This window comes from Oscillospiraceae bacterium, from assembly GCA_035353335.1.
Lineage (GTDB): Bacteria > Bacillota > Clostridia > Oscillospirales > JAKOTC01 > DAOPZJ01.
On the sequence record DAOPZJ010000011.1, the window covers coordinates 14390 to 31591 of the forward strand.

Genomic DNA, 17202 nt, shown 5'->3' on the forward strand with positions numbered 1-17202 from the left:
TCCTCTTAAAATTTTCGAACAAGCCGGTCAATGATGTTCACCGTCTTGTTCTCCTTGGTCATCTCAAAAAGGCTCCTGCCCTGTTCGGCAAAAGCTGCGATTTCGGCATCGTCCGGCAGCGCGATCACTTCATCCGCTTGTGTTTCCGCTTTGATCTGTTCTGCTTTGGGCGGAAGCTCTCCGCGCACGCGGTTCACGATAATGATCAATTTTTCGTATTTGATCTCCATCTCCTGCGCAAGCGCATGCAGGCGGCTCAACGTGTTCAGTCCCGCATTGGAAGGATCGGAGATCATGATCAGCACATCCACTTTTTGAACGATTCTGCGGGACAGATTTTCCAATCCCGCTTCGTTGTCAAGCACGACATACGGATATTGACCGGCGATCTCCGCGATCACGGATTTGAGCACATTGTTTGCATAACAGTAACAGCCCGGACCTTCCGGTCTGCCCATGGCAATCAGGTCAAAACCGTCGGATTCGACCAAACTCTCTTCGATGTTCAATCGAAGCATTTCCTGCTTGGAGACGCCCGTAAGCCCTTTCTGCACTTCCTCCCGGACCTGCTCGCGCACGCCGCCCACGGTTTTTTGAACCGTCACATTGAGTGCCGCGTCTAAGCAGCTGTTTGGGTCGGCGTCGATGGCCAGCACCGGAGTTTTTCCGTTTTCGATCAACTGTTTGATAATCAAGCCGGAGATCGTCGTCTTGCCGACGCCGCCCTTGCCCGATAGTGCGATGATACGTCCCATTGTTTATTCCTTTCTGGAAGCCACGCTAAATATCTTCGATCTTTGCAAATAATTGCTGCAGTTTGGCCGAAAGCACCGCATCATTACCGTCTAAAACGGATTTTCCGTCCCGGTCCGCGCTTCTCACGGCCTCCGAATAAGGCAGAATCGTGATGATCTCCTGCCCCGGGAGCGAATCGCGGATAAAGTCCTCGTCCGCCTGATTTGCCGCCTTGTTGCCGACCAACACCACGTTTTTCAAGCCGATTTCTTTGGTCATACGCAGGATGGTTTTTGCGCAGTCGACAGAGCGCTGACCGGGTTCGACGACCACGATCATCACATCCACTCCGCTTGCGGTGGCGCGTCCGAGGTGCTCGATGCCCGCTTCCATATCCATGATCAGCGTCTCGTTTTTATAGAGTACCAAATCCGTCACAAGCGCCTTGATAAAGGTGTTTTCGGGGCAGGCACAGCCGCTTCCGCCGGCCTTGATGGCTCCGAGCACCAGCAGAGATACCCCTTTATATGGGTAGGCATAGCCATCCGCTACGTCCTTTACCTCGGGATTCATCTTGAAGATCTGCCCGTATTGCGCAACTTTGGCGCCGGTCCGCTCTTCAATCAGCGCAATCTGTCGGGAAATGGGGACGATGTTCTTCTGCTCCTCATCGGGAATCCCCAAAGCTCTCGCCAGATTGGCGTCCGGATCGGCGTCCAGCGCAAGTACCTTGTTGCCCTTTTGCGCAAAATAGAGCGCAAGCGCACCGGCGATCGTCGATTTGCCGACGCCGCCCTTTCCGGAAATGGCTATTTTCATGGTTTATTCTCCTTGTTCGCTGCCGCTAAAAGACTAAAAACCGTATTTCGCTCTCATTTTCTTGGAAAGCTGATTCGTCAGTTCGAAGACCTTTTCGGCATCTGCCGGATCGAGTGAACCCGTGCCGCAGGAGGGTGAAATCAGAGCCTGTTCCAGTATCAGTTTTTTATCGATCCCCTGCGCGGCGAGGTTATCCATCATGGCTTCCAGCTGCGCTTCCAGCGTATCCACCGTCTGTTCGCGGATCGCTTTGGAAGTGGGCACAACGCCCCACGCGAGCATGCCGCCTCTTGCGAGATGCGCTTTGACGGAATCGGCATACATCGCGATGGTCTTGCCGTATTCAAACGCGTCGAAGTTGACGATGTCAACGCCCGCGTCGATTAAAATGCTCCACTCGGTGTTGCCGCAGCAGTGAATGCCCGCAAACGCGCCGTCCGCATGCACGGCCTCGATGACTTCATTCAGGCTCGCGACCACATCATCCCGCTGAACCGAGACATAGGTGGAGCTTCCGAACGCCGACAAAATCGGTTCGTCGATGAAGCAGATGATGTTTTCGGCATAGGGTTTGAATTTTTGAATCTGCCAGCGGCACTTCATCGCCAGCGATTTGATGATGACATCTTTGAACTCGTCATTATAATAGATCGCGCGTTTGTTTTCGTCCACAATCGTCAGGGCGAAACTCAACGGGCCTGTGGTTTGAACTTTTAAAAAAAGCCGTTTGCCTTTTCCCTGCAGCGCTTTTTCGAGCGCATAAATACCTTTGGAGAAGTTCTCGCTGATCGCCATGGAGGAGCAATCGCCGTCGCCGCTGTCGGGGTCCATTGCGGTCATATACTTTTCATAGAATTCCGCAAATGCCTCGGAATAATCTCCCGAAGTGTCGATAAACATTCTTCTTTTATCATAATCAATCACAGCGCAGGGGATTCCTTCGCTGTATTGAATCTCCATCTGCTCGTTCAGTCCGAGCCGCGGAAGCTGCGGCCAAATCGGGGCGTCCAGTTTTTCAAGCGAGGTCTTGACGGCGTAATCCGCATCCTCAAACGGCATGCTGCCGATGGCGGTCGATATCAATCTGGGCTTCATAAAAAATCCTCCTGTTGTTATTTGATAAGGCTATTTTAAATTCGAAACTGCTTTTTTGATGGCGTTAATATGCGCGGGTGTTGTGCCGCAGCAGCCGCCGATGATGTTGGCGCCCGCTTTGACGATCGCGGGAACGAAACCGGCCATGCTCTCGGGGGATTCGGGATAGACGTCTTTTCCGTCGATGTTGACCGGAAGACCGGCGTTTGCATGCACGAGAATCGGCTTATCGGGGAATGCTTCCCGGATTTCACGGACGATTTCGATCATGCGTTCCATGCCGTTTCCGCAGTTTGCGCCGATGATGTCCGCTCCGGCTTCGACAGCCGCGGTAGCTGCTTCGACAGGCGATACGCCCATCATGGTGCGGTAATCGCCGGCTTTGGTCTTTTCAAAGGTGAAGGTGCAGACGATTTCGCACTTGGTGTTTTCTTTGACCGCTTTGATCGCAATCGCGGCTTCTTCTTTATCGCTCATAGTCTCGATGCACACCGCATCCGCGCCGCCCTTTTCGAGCGCGATGGCCTGTTCTTTGAACGCGTCGTATAATTCCTGTTCGGTGACTTCTTCAATCACGAGCATTTTTCCGGTCGGACCGATGGACGCGATCACATGTTTGTCTCCGGCCGCTTCGCGCGACGCTTTTGCTGCCGCTTCGTTGATCTCGGCCACTCTCTTTTCAAGTCCGAATCCATGCAGTTTGTAACAGGTGCCGCCGAAACTGTTTGATTCGATCATATCCGCGCCTGCGTCAATATAACTTTTTGCGATATCTTTGACGTCCTCATATCTGTCGATGCACCAAAGTTCGGGGCATTCGCCGGGTTTTAAACCCTTCTTATACAAAAATGTTCCCCAAGCTCCGTCCGAAACCAATACTTTACCCGCTTTGACTGCCTCTACGATTTTTTCAGGCATAAAATGACCATCCTTTCGCAAATTAAGAATTGCCCAGAATCGTATCCATATTAGAATATTTTGAAATTCTTTTATATAACTATTTTTTGAATTTTAAAAATATTTTTCGATACATTCCGATATTGATATAAGCCGAAATAAACGGCTTATCATCATATATACCTTATCACGCAAAATGAGATATTGTCAATGTTAATTACAGCCATGGATCGGTTTGTTTTATAATGATTTTACCTTATGATATAAATGAAAAACGCTTTTAAAACCGGAGCAAATAATAGTCTTTGATTGACAATTCCATCTCCCCGATTTATTATTTAATCAAACATTTTCTTTCTGAGGGACATCAAACCATGAGAGAACGAAATTCCCGACAATCCAAAGAGAAAATTCTGTCAGCCGACGAAGCGGAAAATAATCCCCATAAGTTTGAACCATGAAGTAAACTCAAATCTTACCCGGAGAACAAGACCGATATGTTTATAAAATATCTTTGCTGACATTGGAGAAAAGATTATGTGGACCGAAGAATTACTTGATCAAAAACTCACGGCGCCTTCCTCTCAACTGATCGCCGATATAAAAAAAATCCGAGGGGATATTATGATTCTCGGCGCGGGAGGAAAGATGGGCCCGACCCTTGCCCTGCTCGCCAAAAAAGCCGTTGATGCCTCAGTACTTTCAAAGCGGATCATTGCGGTTTCCCGTTTCACCGATCCCATCGCAGTAAATCTGATGCACGATAATCAAATCGAAACGATTTCGGCCGATTTGTTGGAACCCGATATATTAAGCAAGCTGCCCGATGTTGAAAATATCATCTATATGGCAGGTCGAAAGTTCGGCACAAACGGTCAGGAAGCGCAGACCTGGGCAATGAACGCCTGGCTGCCGGCGCTGGTCGCGGAGCGGTTTAAAAAATCAAATATCGTCGTTTTTTCCTCGGGCAATATTTATCCTATGGTTCCGGTTGCCTCGGGCGGCGCTTCCGAACAAACCATTCCCGAACCCGTCGGTGAATACGCGATGTCGTGTCTTGCGCGTGAGCGCATGTTCGAATACGGATCACAGACCTATAGCACGCCTGTTTTTTTATATCGGTTGAATTACGCCGTGGATTTGCGATATGGCGTACTTTATGATATCGCGGCGCAGCTCCTCGGGGGAAAACCGATCAAGCTTTCAACTCCGTGCTTTAACTGCATCTGGCAGGGCGACGCAAACGAAATGGCACTGCGGGCGCTGCTGCATACCGGCAGTCCCGCCGTTAAAATGAATATCACAGGCCCCGAAACGGTCTCGGTTCGGGATGCAGCCGAAAAACTCGGAAAACTGCTCTCAAAGCACCCTGTTTTTGAAGGGGAAGAAGCCCAAATCGCATACCTCAGCAATTCGGATCTTGCAATGAAGACATTCGGAATTCCTTCGGTGAGTGTTGATGAGCTGATAGAGTGGCAGGCGGAGTGGATTTCGGACGGGGGAAGGTCGCTCGGAAAGCCGACACACTTCGAAGAGAGGAAGGGGAAATATTAATGGGCCGTCATGAGCGCGCTTTGTTAAAACTCTTCGAAGGAACCGTGATTCCGGCAACTCCGCTGGCATTGACCGCAGAGAGAAAATTAGATGAAAAAAGACAGCGGCTTTTAAACCGCTATTATCTGACGGCGGGTGCAGGCGGATTGGCCGCCGCCGTCCATACGACTCAATTCGCCATCCGAAAGCCTGAAATTAATTTGTTCGAACCGGTTTTGCAGATCGCATCCGAGGAAGCCGAGGCCTATGAGCGCCAAACCGGAGAGGTAATCGTAAAAATTGCGGGTGCCTGCGGTCGGACCAAACAGGCGGTCAAAGAAGCCGAGACCGCTTTAAAATACGGGTATGACGCGGTGCTGCTGAGCCCGGGGGGATTAAGTGACTTTACCGAAGAAGAATTGCTCTCGCGTACCAAAGCGGTTGCGGAAATCATACCGGTTGTCGGTTTTTATCTTCAGCCCTCGGTGGGCGGGAGAGTATTTTCTTTCGATTATTGGAAAGCGCTCTGCGAAATTGAAAAAGTGGTTGCGATCAAAAGCGCGCCGTTTAACCGATATCAAACCTTGGACGTCGTCAGGGCAGCGGCGCTGTCGCAAAGAGCCGATCAAATTGCGCTCTACACCGGAAACGACGACAACATCATCATCGATCTGCTGACGAAATATCGATTCACCGACTGCGGGAAAGTATACGAAAAACGGTTTGTAGGAGGACTGCTCGGCCACTGGTCGGTTTGGACGCACACTGCGGTCAAGTTATTTGAAAAAATTAAAACGGCTGCGGCGAAAGACGTAATCCCGACCGAACTCCTGACCCTTGCCGCCGAAGTGACCGATGCCAACGCCGCATTTTTCGATACGGCACATCAATTCAAGGGCTGTATTGCCGGACTGCATGAGGTCTTGAGAAGGCAGGGTCTTCTGGAGGGGATTTGGTGCCTGGATGAAAACGAGACCCTTTCCCCCGGGCAAACAGAGGAAATCGACCGCATATATCGGATGTATCCACATTTAAATGACGACGGGTTTATTGCCGCAAATATCAAAGACTGGAAGGCGTGAGGTTGAAATCAAGCTTTGCGCTTTTTTCCTGACCTCAAAAATGCTGATTTCGGCATAACGGAAGGATCTCAAAAGTGAACGCCTTAGTAATACATCGGCAAAAGAAACATCAGAAAATATAAGTGAGGACAACCTCACTTTTTCTTTTTATCATTGAAACTTCGGGGGATCGGAAGCCGTATAAAACTCTGTTGTTATATGAAAACTATACCATAAAGTATATGCCGGAGGCTGTAAAATGAGTAATAATACCATTTCATATTGGAATCAAACCGGAGACAAAACCCATTATCCCCGGCTGGATAAAAGCATTTCAACCGATATTTTGATTATCGGCGGCGGAATTACGGGTATCACATGCGCCTATTGCCTGGCACAAAAAGGCCTGAAACCCGTCTTGATAGAAGCCGGGATTTTATGCGGCGGGACGACCGGAAACACAACCGGGAAAGTGACCGTCCAGCATGGGATCGTCTATTATAAAACCGAAGAAAAATACGGCGCCGATGCGGCTTTTGATTACGCGAAATCTCAGAGCAGCGCCTTGGATTTCGTGAAAACCGCGGTCGAAAAGCTCTCAATCGATTGTCAGCTCAGTAAAAACACAGCCTATATTTACGCCGAGAACCCGGCAGAATGGGATACGCTGAATCTGGAATATGAGGCCGCCAAAAAGGCGGAGATCGATGCGGAGCTGATCAGGCACGCCGATTTTCCCCATGAAAATCACGGGCTGCTCGCTTACAAAGATCAGTATGTTTTGCACCCCGTCCGATATGTCGAAGGGCTGGCCAAATCGGCAGCAGAGGCGGGAGCGGTGATATACTGCGATACGAAAGCCGTAAAGCCGGAAGACGGCGACATCAAAACCGTACTCTGCGAGAATGACATTGAAATCAAAGCAAAGCATGTCGTCATGGCGACGCAGTATCCCTTTTACGACGGCCCGAACTTGTTTTATATGCGCCTTTATCCGAAACGGGCTTACGGTGTCGCCGCGAAAGCGAAACGGGACTGGCCGGACGGCAGTTATATCAACATCGGAGACCCTGCCCGTTCGATCAGAACCCATATCGAAAATGACGAGCGCATTTTGATCGTGGTCGGTGAAAACCACGACACCGGGCGCGGATACGAAGATATGTCGCTTCACCATCAGCATCTGATTCAATTTGCCGATCAAATCGCGGGCGTTGACGAAGTGCTTGCCAAGTGGTCGGCGCAGGATTATGACACGCCGGACGAGCTGCCGTATATCGGCAGAATTTCGGACCATTCGAATATCTATGTCGCGTCGGGGTTCCGGAAATGGGGACTTTCCAACGGAACGCTTGCCGGAATGATGATCTCCGATCTCATTGCGTCCGGGAACTGCCGTTACGAGAGTTTATATTCCAGAACCCGCGAAGATATTTTCAGCTCTTTCGGAAAGGCCTTTGTCGGCGCGGTCAATCCCGTTCTCGAACTGATCAAGTCCAAACTGGAAGGGACGGAGAGCGTCAAAGATCTTCATCCCGGGGAGGGCAGAGTCATCAATTTTAAAGGGGAAAAGGCCGGAATTTACCGGGGTGACCGGGATGATGTGATCATTATAGACATCACCTGCACCCATATGGGAACCGAATTGAATTTCAACACCGCCGAGCAGACCTGGGACTGCCCTGCGCACGGCGGTCGCTACAGCATTGAAGGAAAGCTGCTCGAGGGCCCGCCGAAGGACTCACTCAAGGTGTTGTTCAGGGGAAAATACACCGATCTGATTACAAAAGATTAAAATGGATTTTATCCCTCAGATCCTGCCCGAAGATAAAGCGCCGCCGGAGGCGGCTGACTGCCGAAAATGCGAATTATTCCGTCAGCGGAACAGAGTCATTTGGGGTGAAGGAAATCCGAAAGCGCAGATTATTGTGATTTTGGACAATCCCGGAGCCCGAGAGGACAAGGAAGGCAGAGAATTTATCTGCGGCACAAGGCAGACATTGCAAATTGGTGCCAGCCGGGCCGGTTTGAATATGGATGAGTTGTATGTGACTTATGTATTGAAGTGCCGACCTGTGCGCAAATACTGCAAGGAAGAAGCCCGCGGAATTTGTTTTGATTACTTGATACGGCAAATCAGCGAACAAAAGCCCAAACTGGCTTTCTGCATGGGAAACACCGCGGCCCAATGGTTCTTTCAAGATAAAGACGCGGAAATAAAAAATCTCAGAGGCATTTGGCATATAAAAAAGGGCCTTCTCACAGCGGTTACCTACCACCCGTTTGCCGTCAGAAGAAGGCCGAATCTATTCAATCAGTATCTGCAAGATTGGGAAATGCTCGCAGACAGATATTTTTCCTTATCAATATAATTTAATCTTAACCCAATGAAATGCGTAGCGGAGTGGCGTTGCCGATGTTATCACTCACAGGGCATCTGCTCTCGACAACTTTCAGCCATTTGTCCAGGGTCTCTTTGTCAGCATCCGCATTTGGGATCATGGTTACCCGAATTTCAGTGTATCCCGCCCGGCCGGCCATGGACTTGCCCGTGAACTTCGCCGGATCCAGATCGCCTTCCAATACAAAATCCAATCCGTTCAGCTGAAATCCCATCTCCCCGGCAACCAGATGACCGACTACTCCGAGACAGCCCGAAAGCGCCGCCAACAGATATTCGACCGGATTCGCTCCGGTGTTCGTACCTCCCAAACTTTCAGGTTCGTCGATGATTACTTTAAATCCTCTTGTGGCGACTTCCGTTTTGGTGTTGCTTTCACTCTTGGCTGTTACACCGAATTTGAGAATTGGCATAAAATTTCTCCTCATCTTAAATTTCGACATTATTATTCATATCATTATTTACGAATATACTGTTGTTTTACGTTTTGACCGGTATTTTCTCTCTTTATTTGAACGTTATCGAATTCAATGAAAAGCGGTTTTATCATTCAATTTCGTATACACTATAATATTTATTGACCGACAGGAGCGGATCTATGGAAAAAATTCAATACGGCATCGAAAAATTGGGGCGGTTAGTCACCGCAATGGTGCATTGCCCGGTAGAATCTCTTTCCAAAGTCAACGAAGATAACCGGGAGTTTTTCCTGTTTGATGCAGTACCGAATGTGGATAAATATTTGGAAGAACACCGAAAATATTGCGCGCTCCTTGAACAGCACGGAGTTCGCGTGCTGCATTTATCCGACCATGTCCACCGCAACCGGGATTTGCTCGAGCGGCTGCCGAATCTCGCCTATATGCACGATATCGCGGTCATCAGTTCTCACGGGGCGATCTTGTCCAACATGTCCTCCATGGGGCGCTGCCATGAAGAGATTGTCGTGAAAGAAGCTTTAACCGATTTAGGTATCCCCATCCTCTATGAGCCCTGTGAGGGTGATGCGTTCGAGGGCTGCTTATTGCTTTCGCCCAAAACTCTTTTCGTAGCGGACACCGAGCGCCACGATAAAAAAGCCATCGAAAAATTCATCACCTATATCCTCTCGTACTTTGAGGAAGTCATCTATGCCGAAATCCCGCAGGAGAGGCGCTATATGCACCCTGATATGGTTCTTAACCGCATCACTGAGCATCTGATGGTCTGGTATCCGCCGGCGTTTTTGAAAACGTTTTATATCACACGGGAAAAGAGAGCCGAAATCGACTTGAACACTTGGATGAAAGAACGGAATATCACGTTAGTTCCCTTGTCCGACCGGGAACAGCAGCATTGGGGCAGTTCGTTTGTGCCGCTCGAGCCCAGAACCATCTTCTGTTATGACATCTCGTATGATCCAAAGACCGTTAACCTGTTAGAACAGGAAGGCGTAAAGTTTATTTTCTTCCACCCCGAGGCGCTTTTGGCGGGCGGCGGCAGTTTGCGTTGTATTACGATGAGAATCCACCGCAACGATTAAGCAGAACAATTCGCAGAGGTTTTTTCAATTTTTGGTTGCATGTTCACTGAGACAGCGGTATAATGCATCCGGATGGTTTTGAAAACATTATCCGGGAGGTGCTTGAAATGACGCCGCGGGAACGATTTTTAAGCGTGATGAACGGGAAAATGCCGGATCGCGTTCCGGTAACGTTGTTCATCGCGGATCAGGGGCATTTTATCACGCAGGTCTATCCCGATATCGACCCGTGGGATTACCCTGCCCTGCAGCTGAAAGTGATCGAAATTCAAAAACAGCTCGGCGCCGACGTGTTTTTGCGCATGCTGTATGACGTCACCGACCCGTTACATATTCACATGGGCGGCTTGGACATCACCCACAACACCGAGAACTGGGAAATTAAAACCGAAGAATACCGCAACGGCAATACGCTGGTGAAAAAGTCCGTCATCTCAACACCGGACGGAAAACTCGAACAGGAATTTTCGATCAACGAACTGCGAAAAGGCACCTATATGTACGGCTGCACCAAAAAGCCGATCAAGAATGCCGAAGACCTTGAAATCGCAATCAAGTACGAGCCGAGAATGCCTGAGGCCTTCAAAGCGGATGTCAAGCGAAAAGTCAAACGGATGAAAGACGCGGTTGGCGAAGACGGCATTGTCGGCGTTTGGGCACCCCACGGCCCGTTTAACAACGCCTCTTTATTGATAGAGCAGGATGTGCTGTATTCGCTGTTCCTTGAAGATTACGAATACTATGAAAAGCTGATGAATTTCGCGGCGGACAGGATTTTGGAATACACTCGCGCAATGAGCGAATCCGGAGCTGACGTGCTCTGCGTCGGCGGCAATGTCGCCGGGGGTTTTGTGGGTAAAAAATGTTACGATCAATACATACTGCCTTTCGAAAAAAAGTACATCGAATTCTGCCAAAAAACCGGTGTTCCGGCGATGTATCACAACTGCGGGCAGATTATGAATCTGGTTGAATCTTATAAACAACTCGGTGTAAAAATCGTCGAGCCCTTCTCGCCCCCGCCGCTCGGGGATACCGATATTGTAAAGGCCAAAGCGCTGGTTGACGGGGATTATGTGATGCTCGCGGGCATCGATCAGGTCAATGTGCTTCAAAAAGGCACAAAAGAAGATGTTATAAAGACTACCAAGACGCTGGTTGATACCGTCAAACCCAACGGAAAATGCATCGTTCAGTCGGCGGATTTTTTGGAATACGGCACACCGCTTAAAAATCTCGAGGCCTTTATTAAAACCGCCAAAGAATGCGGCGTTTATTAAATATAATCAATTCTGGAGGGATTATTTTGCTTCAGCCCGGAAAAATCATTGCGTCACAAATCATCAAGGACGACCTCATCTTCACCTGCGAAAACGAGGTGACTTTAAAACTCAATTTCCCGGAGGCGTCCATCCTGCGCGTGCGCATGAGCAAAGTCCCGAATCCGCGTCCGTCGATTATGGCGGAGCTCGGGTATGTCAAAGAATCTCTGGAACAAACGCCTTTTGACTTTGCCGAAACCCGGGAAGAGTATCGTATCAGCACCCGTAATCTCGTCGTTTCCGTCGGCAAAAAGGACGCCCGGATTCAGCTTTTTGATAAACAGAATCACTGTATTTTAAAAACCGCCGATGCACCTCAAATCGGCAAAGAGAGTTTGCTCACCTTTGACATGAAACCCGAAGAGCATTTCTACGGGTTCGGCTTTCAGCGCAAGACACTGGACGCCCGCGGTCACAAGCTCACTTTTACCCGCAATTACCGCTGGAACGAAGCGACCACACCCTATTTTTTAAGCACCGCCGGATACGGATTTTTCTCCGCGAACACGTTTGACCAGACCTTTGATTTTACCGGTGAAGATTTCTATTCCGTTTTCGCCAAAGGCGGTCATGTTGATTTCTTTATCTTTTACGGGCCCTCTTTCAAAGATATTTTAAATCTCTACACCGCGTTGACCGGAAGACCCGTGATGGTGCCGAAATGGGCAATGGGCATGTGCTATATCGCCCGCTGTTTTGAGGACGACAAGGGGCTCTTGAATATCGCAAAGCGGTTTCGCAGCGAGCAAATTCCTTGCTACATGCTCGGCCTTGAGCCCGGTTGGGAAGAGACCTGGTACAGCATGGACTGGATTTGGAACAGAGAGCGTTTTCCCGAGCCCGAAAAAATGATCAAACAACTTGGTGATATGGGATTTAAATTCGAGCTGTGGGAGTCCGGCAAAGCACCCACCGAGAGCTATCTCGACCCGAATGTCAGAGACAAGTGGTTCGAACAGCGCGTCGATGCCAGCATCAAAAAAGGCGTGGCCTTTTATAAACAGGACGACCCGTATCCCCGGTGCATCACCACCACCGAAATGGTTTTGAACCCCGATGTCAGCGTTTTTGTCAAAGATACGGACGACTATACCGAGGAAGAGACCAAAAACATCACCAACACGCTTTACACCAAAACGCTGTTTGACGGTTTCCGCCGGGTGACGGGCAAACGGACCATCGTCATGCTGCACGCCTATAACTCCTCCACGTCCTCTCAGATGTTTCCCACCGCGTGGGCGGGCGATTTCAAACTCGGCAACGGCGCATTGAACGCCGGTCTGTCGGGTCATGCGATGGTCAGCCAGGACATGGACAGCGAATCCCCCGAGGGTCTGCATTTCGGCTTTTTGACCCCGTTTTCCATCATCGACAGCTGGGCGTATTACCGCGAGCCGTGGCGTTATTCCGAAGCGAATATGGACGTCACCCGCTTTTATTCCAAACTCAAAAGCAGTTTATTCCCCTATCTTTATACCGCTCTGTGGCAAGCCCATACTCAGGGTACGCCCATGCTGCGCCCGATGATTTTAGAGTTCCAAGACGACCCGAATACCGCTTTGCTAGATAAGCAGTTTATGCTCGGTAATTTTTTATTGGTCGGAACCGGCAAAACGCAAGTCAATATGGACTTCCGTGAAAACGCTGAGAAAGCCGTCGCTCAAAACACCGCACCGATTTATTTGCCGAAAGGCCGCTGGATCGATTATTGGACGGGTAAAACCGTTCCGAGCAGCGGAGAATGGCATACCGCTTCATGGCCCGGAACCGTCGGGGGGCCGCTGTTTGTCAAAGCTGGCGCGATTATCCCGATGACAAATGCCGGCGACTCGATTTCGCAAAACAAACAGGAGTTATCCGTTCTCGACATCTATCCGCACGGTAAATCGAGCGCTCAAATCTACGCCGATGACGGCGAGACCTTTGAATACGAAAATAACCGTTATGCCCTTACGGAGATTAATTGCGAGGAATTGAAAGATACGGTTGGGGTACAGATCGGCGAATCAATCGGAGTATACACAGGAAAACGCGAAAAAGCACATCTGATTAAAATTCATCTTGTGAATATCCCCGAAAAAATAATGCTTGGGAAGACCACTCTGTCCGAGTCTTCCGATCTCAGCGGTTTGTTGACCTCTTTCAAATCGGGTTGGCACTTTGACAGCGATGCGCAAATCCTTTGGATTAAACCCACTGCCTGTTGGAAATTAAAAGGGGAAACCGCCGATTATCTCAGCTTTTATAATAACGAAATCGAATGGGCAAAAAACGCCGAAACCTCATCCGAGATTGATTTGCAAATCATAAAAGGACAAATTGGCAGAAGATACGGCGCTGTCGCGCAAAAAATCGCCCTTTCAAGTCAATATCCGGTGCTTCTTGCGGACGGCGAAAGTCAAACGATTATCAAAGCCGTTCTCCAAGATTCGAACGGGCTTCCGGTCAACAAGAAAATCCCAGTGATATTCACCGTGTCCGGCAGCGGCAGTTTTACAAACGGTCAGCAGATGATAGAAGCCGTGACCCAAAACGGAGTCGCCGAAACCGTCCTCATCTCTTCCAAAACCGAGGGCAATGCTTTGGTCACCGCGCAAAGTCAGGGACTCCCCGGCGAAAAACTCGACGTTAAAGTCGTTCAGGGCACGTTCGATGCGGTGTTCAATCCCCCCGAGAGAATCCGTCTTTACGCCGGAGACTGCTGGCTCCGTTATTACGTTTACACTTATGCGCAAATCAAATACAACAACGAAATCATTCGCTCCGCCAAATGCGCGGTAACGATTCAAATTACAGGCAACGAGGAGCGCGAGATCGAACGGAATCATTCTTCCGCAGCCGTTTGCGGCACGGCGCGGTTTCCGGCGATTGTTCTCGGCAGCCCGACCGAACCGCCGGATGTCGTCTTTCATTTCAATGCCAAAGGCGTTACACCGGCCGACTTCAGGTATCATCTTGATTGATCACAATGATATCGGCATAACCGTTTGTTTTCTTAATAACACCGAAGAATGGGCCAATCGCCTGCGCAGCCATTCTTATTGACAAATCATTATTAACCCTATATAATCGGTATGTTATCGAGCGATATAAAATCAAATATTATCGGTTTGTCAAACAAAAATATTTCAAGCAGTATAAAAGCAAAAACCACTTTTTTCTAACTTTGATATTAATCATTGATCGCTTTTTCCCCAAAATCAATGTTCGGAAATTTTATGAAAATCATATAAATTAAGGTAGTTTATCTTCTTGAATTTCCGAAAAAGCAATAATATTTTGCAACCCGGAAGGTCGAAAAAGAAATTATTTTGTTTTAATTTAAATGTTAATCAACGCAGGAGGTGAGTAAATGGAATTATTCAAAGATTTGCTGTATAATACAACGCTGTTGATTTCAATGAGCATAGCAGGGAATATCTTCTACTTAAAACAACGCAAGAATCCTATTTATGCGAGTATTCTCCATGGGCTCATCGTTGGGGGAATCGGAATCGTATTAATGCTCAGTGCCGTGGAATTATCACCGGGTCTGATATTTGATACCCGATCAATTCTAATTAGTGTGACGGCAATATTTTACGGCGGAATTCCTACCGGTATTGCAGTTTTATTAATTTCTGCTTATAGAATTGTAATGGGCGGAACAGGTGCTGTTATGGGGGTGTTAGTGACAGTACTTACTGCCGTAACAGGTTTACTCTGGAAGCATTTCAGATTTAATAAAATCATAAAAAGACAAAAATTCAAATGGGTTGAATTTTATATTTTTGGTTTGGTTACTCATGTGGTAATGATTTTGTGTGCGCTGTCCCTGCCGCGCAATATTGCATTCGAGACAATAAAAACGATCGCCGGGCCGGTATTATTTGTTTATCCGCTTGGCGTTTTAGCACTTTGCATGATTACGTTATACTTCCAAAATGCCGTACAAACAAAAACAATGCTCGCGGAAATTGAAATACGGTTCAGTGCTGTTTTTAATCAAGCCCCCATCGGTATTGCCATTGCCAATAAAAACGAAACATTCTTTATCAATCCGAAACTGGAAGAAATCACCGGCAGACCAAAGGATGAAATCCGCAGTGTAGGATGGCAAATGTATACTCACCCGGATGATCTTCACGAAGATGAAGATCAATTTTCCAGGCTAATTGCAAGGGAAATTACGTCATATTCGATGAGGAAAAGGTATATTAAGCCGGATGGGTCCATCGTTTGGGTGCATTTAATTATCGCAGCATTACACACCAATTCTCTAAACGACGACGGCAGCCATATTTGTATGGTTCAAGATATCACAGATTTAATTGAGTCAGAAAATGATCTTCGCAACAGCGAAAATAAATATAAGAATCTGTATTTAGAATATTCAAATAAAGAAAGTCTGATGGTTTCCCTGTTGGACTCAATTCCCGATTTGATTTTTTACAAAGATCAAAACAACATTTATATGGGTTGTAACAAGGCCTTTGAAGACTTTGCCGGAAAAACAAAAGAAAATATTGTCGGGCATTCGGATTTTGATTTATTTGATGAAAAACTAGCATCTTTATTCAGAGCTATGGATATTGAAATGATGAAAAAGAAAGCGCCGAACATCAACGAAGAAACCACCCGGTCTTCGGATGGGCATAAAAAAGTTTTAGAAACATTAAAAACACCGTATTACAATTTTGAGGGAAAATTGCTCGGGCTCATCGGAATCAGCCGGGACATCACGGAACGTAAGCAAAAAGAAGAAGAAATTTTACATTTGACAAATCATGACGTACTGACGGGTTTGTATAATCGTTTATATTTTGAGAAAGCACTAAAAAAGATTGATGACTCGGGAAATCTTCCGTATTCCGTAATGGTTGGCGACATCAACAGTTTGAAGTTGGTCAACGATATTTTCGGGCACGATCAAGGGGACATATTATTACGGGAAGCAGCGGCGCTGCTGCAAACATGTTGTCGTCCGAATGATATTATCGCAAGAACCGGCGGAGACGAGTTTTCTGTGATTTTATCGGAAACAGATGAAGCCGCAGCCAAATCACTGTTTGAAAAAATCACCGAGGCATTTTATAAGCGTTCCTTAATCAGCGGCTCTTCTCACCTCAACAGCATATCCATCGGTTATGTGACAAAAAACAAAAATGAAGAAGAAATCGGAAAGCTGATAAAAATTGCCGAGGAGCATATGAGCCGGCGTAAACTTTTAAATAACAAGAGCATCCATAGTTCGCTGTTGACAACCATTAAAACGGCTGTTTTTGAAAAAAGCAATGAAACGGAAGCTCATGCGGAAAGAATGGTCAATTGGGCTAAAAATATAGGTATTAATATTGGTTTAAGTCAAGACGAACTGGTGGATCTTGAGTTAGCTACGACGCTGCATGACCTTGGAAAGATCGGAATTGACGGGAATATCATTGCGAAACCCGGTAAACTGAATGAAATTGAATGGATTGAAATCCGAAAACACCCGGAGATCGGATTCCGAATCGCCCGGACAATTCCGGAATTACAAGGAATTGCCGAATACATCTTGTGTCATCATGAAAGATGGGATGGAAAAGGTTATCCGCAAGGGTTAACGGGAGAAAAAATCCCCTTAATCTCAAGAATTATCTCGGTTGTAGATTCTTTTGACGCCATGACTGAGGACAGGCCTTACAGAGCAGCTATGTCAAAAGAAGCCGCATTGGCTGAAATTAAAAACTGCTCCGGCGCTCAATTTGATCCTAAAGTCGCACAAGTGTTTATGAATAATACTATCGGTGCATGAATCAGCGCACGTCCGTTTGACTTTTTTAAGAGAATTCTTGT

General features: G+C 47.7%; 13 protein-coding genes. 8 read left to right on the forward strand and 5 right to left on the reverse strand.

Annotation, left to right across the window (positions count from 1 at the left end; translation table 11 throughout):
• Positions 1-5 precede the first annotated feature (5 nt).
• From PKH29_03800 to PKH29_03815, 4 genes are read right to left on the reverse strand one after another with little or no spacing between them, the layout of a single operon-like run.
• Positions 6-755 carry an AAA family ATPase gene (locus PKH29_03800; protein HNX13957.1) on the reverse strand — a complete coding sequence of 250 codons (750 nt, stop codon included), beginning with the start codon at positions 753-755 and terminating at the stop codon, positions 6-8.
• Between the two features lie 25 nt (positions 756-780).
• Entirely contained in the window at positions 781-1554 is a 774-nt protein-coding gene (locus PKH29_03805; protein HNX13958.1) for an AAA family ATPase, read from the reverse strand.
• 33 nt (positions 1555-1587) lie between these two features.
• Positions 1588-2649 (reverse strand): hypothetical protein, encoded by a 1062-nt coding sequence (locus tag PKH29_03810; GenBank protein ID HNX13959.1) that lies wholly within the window; start codon positions 2647-2649, stop codon positions 1588-1590.
• 30 nt (positions 2650-2679) lie between these two features.
• Positions 2680-3567 carry a homocysteine S-methyltransferase family protein gene (locus PKH29_03815; protein HNX13960.1) on the reverse strand — a complete coding sequence of 296 codons (888 nt, stop codon included), beginning with the start codon at positions 3565-3567 and terminating at the stop codon, positions 2680-2682.
• Positions 3568-4083: 516 nt separating this feature from the next.
• On the opposite strand from PKH29_03815, the gene PKH29_03820 reads away from it, so the two are divergent.
• The 4 genes from PKH29_03820 (at position 4084) to PKH29_03835 (ending at position 8512) form a co-directional block, all read left to right on the forward strand.
• Complete coding sequence (locus PKH29_03820; protein HNX13961.1) at positions 4084-5100, forward strand: NAD(P)-dependent oxidoreductase; 1017 nt, start codon at positions 4084-4086, stop codon at positions 5098-5100.
• Complete coding sequence (locus tag PKH29_03825) at positions 5100-6161, forward strand: dihydrodipicolinate synthase family protein (GenBank protein ID HNX13962.1); 1062 nt, start codon at positions 5100-5102, stop codon at positions 6159-6161. Before PKH29_03820 ends, PKH29_03825 begins: the two co-directional genes overlap by 1 nt.
• A 238-nt stretch (positions 6162-6399) precedes the next feature.
• Complete coding sequence (locus tag PKH29_03830) at positions 6400-7935, forward strand: FAD-dependent oxidoreductase (GenBank protein ID HNX13963.1); 1536 nt, start codon at positions 6400-6402, stop codon at positions 7933-7935.
• Position 7936: 1 nt separating this feature from the next.
• Entirely contained in the window at positions 7937-8512 is a 576-nt protein-coding gene (locus PKH29_03835) for a uracil-DNA glycosylase (GenBank protein ID HNX13964.1), read from the forward strand.
• Positions 8513-8519: 7 nt separating this feature from the next.
• Here PKH29_03835 and PKH29_03840 read toward each other — a convergent pair whose 3' ends face one another.
• Entirely contained in the window at positions 8520-8954 is a 435-nt protein-coding gene (locus PKH29_03840; GenBank protein HNX13965.1) for an OsmC family protein, read from the reverse strand.
• A gap of 185 nt (positions 8955-9139) precedes the next feature.
• On the opposite strand from PKH29_03840, the gene PKH29_03845 reads away from it, so the two are divergent.
• The 4 genes from PKH29_03845 to PKH29_03860 all read left to right on the forward strand — a co-directional run bounded on the left by PKH29_03845 (position 9140) and on the right by PKH29_03860 (position 17161).
• The gene (locus PKH29_03845; protein HNX13966.1) at positions 9140-10063 is read left to right on the forward strand and encodes an arginine deiminase family protein; all 924 of its coding nucleotides are present in this window, start codon (positions 9140-9142) and stop codon (positions 10061-10063) included.
• A 107-nt stretch (positions 10064-10170) separates the two neighbouring features.
• Positions 10171-11343, forward strand: coding sequence for a uroporphyrinogen decarboxylase family protein (locus PKH29_03850; protein ID HNX13967.1), 1173 nt, complete (start codon positions 10171-10173; stop codon positions 11341-11343).
• A gap of 26 nt (positions 11344-11369) precedes the next feature.
• Positions 11370-14348, forward strand: coding sequence for a glycoside hydrolase family 31 protein (locus tag PKH29_03855; protein HNX13968.1), 2979 nt, complete (start codon positions 11370-11372; stop codon positions 14346-14348).
• A 389-nt stretch (positions 14349-14737) separates the two neighbouring features.
• A complete protein-coding gene (locus tag PKH29_03860) occupies positions 14738-17161 on the forward strand; it encodes a PAS domain S-box protein (protein HNX13969.1) in 2424 nt (807 codons plus the stop codon).
• Positions 17162-17202: the final 41 nt, after the last annotated feature.